General features: G+C 59.3%; 1 pseudogene. It reads left to right on the top strand.

The window, feature by feature from the left end:
- Positions 1-1812 (top strand): annotated as a pseudogene (locus tag AACY44_RS27520) (type IV secretion protein Rhs); the annotation flags it as partial.

The following is a 1812-nucleotide window of genomic DNA, read 5'->3' as shown; positions in this document are numbered from 1 at the left end:
ATGACAACGGCCAGGTCACGGTTCATAACGCCGATGGCAGCCAGGAAGTCTACGTGCATGACCAGCGGGCGCGGCTGGTGCGGCGGGTGGATCCCGATGGTGCTGAGCATTTCAAGTCCTACGATGAGAAAGGCCGGCTGACGGTTGAGCAGGATCCTCTCGGCGCCATAACAGCCTACCAATACGACGAAGCTGGGCGGTTGGTGGCGCTGTTTCCGGGGGATGATGAGCCGACTTCCTACGAGCATGACAATGGCTTCGTACGGGTTGTAAGGCGGGGTCTGGCGGTTTGGAAATACGAGCGCAATGATCAGGGCGACGTTACGCGCAGGACCGATCCAGACGGTAACTCTACGGACTACAGCTACAACAAATACGGGCAGCTGACGCAAGTTTGGTACCCGGATCACAGCTGTCAGCGGCTGGTGTGGAATGAGCGTGGGCAGTTGCTTGAAGAGCATCTGCCGAATGGCGGAGTTAAGCGCTATCGCTATGACGATCTGGGGCGGCAGATTGCCCGCGAGGATGAACATGGCGCGCTGACTCAGTATCAGTGGGATGCAGCAGGCCGCTTACTGAAATTGACTCAGCCCGGCGGTGCAACGCGGGAATACAGCTACAACGCCTACGGAAAAATCACCTCCGAACGCGATGAACTGGGGCACGTCACCCGTTACGAATATGCGGACGGCTTGCACCTGATCAGTCGCTGCATCAACGCCGATGGCACCCAGATCAACTACCGTTACGACAACGCCCGGCTACTGCTGACCGAGATCGAAAACGAAGTCGGCGAAACCTACCGACTCCAGTACCACAGCAACGGCCTGATCCAGCAGGAAACCGGGTTTGACGGCCAGCGCACCGCCTACGCCTACGACCTCAACGGCAACCTGCAAGAAAAGACCGAACATGGCGACGATGGCAGTCAGCTAGTCACTTGCTACGAACGCGACCACGCCGGTCGACTCGTAAGAAAAACCCTGCCCGACGGCAACATCGTCGATTACGCCTACGACCGCCAAGGCAACCTCCTCAGCGTCGACGACGGCCACTGGGCGCTGGCCTACGAATACGACCCACAAAACCGCCTGACCGCCGAACACCAAGGCTGGGGCACTTTGCGTTACGGCTACGACGCCTGCGGCCAACTTCAAAAACTGCGCCTGCCCGACAACAACCGCCTCACCTTCAATCACGACAAAGGCGGACACCTTTCCACAGTTGAACTGAATGGTGCGGTACTGACCTCACACCTATTCAGCGCCGGCCGCGAGCAGCAACGTGCCCAAGGAAAACTGCTCAGCAGTTACCAACACGACGACCAAGGGCGCCTGTTCAACCAAGGCATCGCCGATGCCGAAGGCACTGTCTACCGCCGCCACTACGACTACGACAAATCCGGCCACCTCACCCGCCTCATCGACACCCGCAAAGGCGAACACCACTACCACTACGACCCACTAAACCGCCTCACCCGCGCCGACCACTCCCAAGGCGAGCACGAACGTTTCGGCCACGACCCGGCCGGCAACCTGCTCATGCAAGACCGCCCCGGCCCAGACATCGTCACCGGCAACCGCCTGATGATCCAAGGTGACCGCCATTACGACTACGACGCCTTCGGCAATCTGATCCGTGAACGCCGAGGCAAAGGCCAGCAACTCGTCACCGAATACCGCTATGACTGCCAGCACCGCCTGATCAGTATTAAAAAAACTAACGGCCAAACCGCCAGCTACCGCTACGACCCCTTCGGCCGCCGCATCAGCAAAACCATCGACGGCCTAACCACCGAGTTCTTCTGGCAAG

Origin of the sequence: Pseudomonas sp. RA_15y_Pfl1_P11 (assembly GCF_963970975.1) — a bacterium.
GTDB lineage: Bacteria > Pseudomonadota > Gammaproteobacteria > Pseudomonadales > Pseudomonadaceae > Aquipseudomonas > Aquipseudomonas tritici.
This window is presented reverse-complemented; position numbering and strand designations above follow the sequence as displayed.